1 protein-coding gene is annotated in these 506 nt (G+C 67.8%); it reads left to right on the top strand.

Going from position 1 to position 506, the window contains the following annotated elements:
- Window positions 1-114 precede the first annotated feature (114 nt).
- Window positions 115-506, top strand: a 392-nt coding sequence (locus tag ACFPJ1_RS43345; RefSeq protein ID WP_380107688.1) for a TetR/AcrR family transcriptional regulator, incomplete at its 3' end; no start/stop codon positions are given.

Consider the following 506-nt stretch of genomic DNA (forward strand, 5'->3'; position numbering starts at 1 on the left):
AGTTCCGAGAACACTGTTCTCGAATGAGTTCACTGTACTCATGCCGCGAGGCGAGATCAAGAACAGTGTTCTCGTCGCGGCCCGGTGTTCTCGGAACTGTGCGACACTGGGCGCATGTCAGCACCGTCGCTGCGCGCTCGGGTCCGCTCGGAGATGAGCCAGGAGATCAAGGAGGTCGCGCGTAAGCACGTCGCTGCGGACGGCGCCAACCTGTCCCTGCGCGCTGTCGCCCGCGACATGGGCATCGTCGCGTCAGCCCTCTACCGGTACTTCCCGAGCCGCGACGCCCTGCTCACCGCGTTGATCATCGATGCGTACGAGGTTCTGGGCGCGGCCGCGACCGAGGCGGAAGCGGCCGTACCTCGCACCGACCTCCGAGGCCGCTGGTTGGCCGTTTGCCGCGCCGTACGCGCCTGGGCCTTGTCACACCCCGTCGAGTACGGACTCCTGTACGGCAGCCCGGTTCCCGGCTACGCCGCCCCGCAGGAAACCGTCGCCCCGGCCGC

This window comes from Kribbella qitaiheensis, assembly GCF_042657745.1.
GTDB classification, from domain to species: domain Bacteria; phylum Actinomycetota; class Actinomycetes; order Propionibacteriales; family Kribbellaceae; genus Kribbella; species Kribbella qitaiheensis.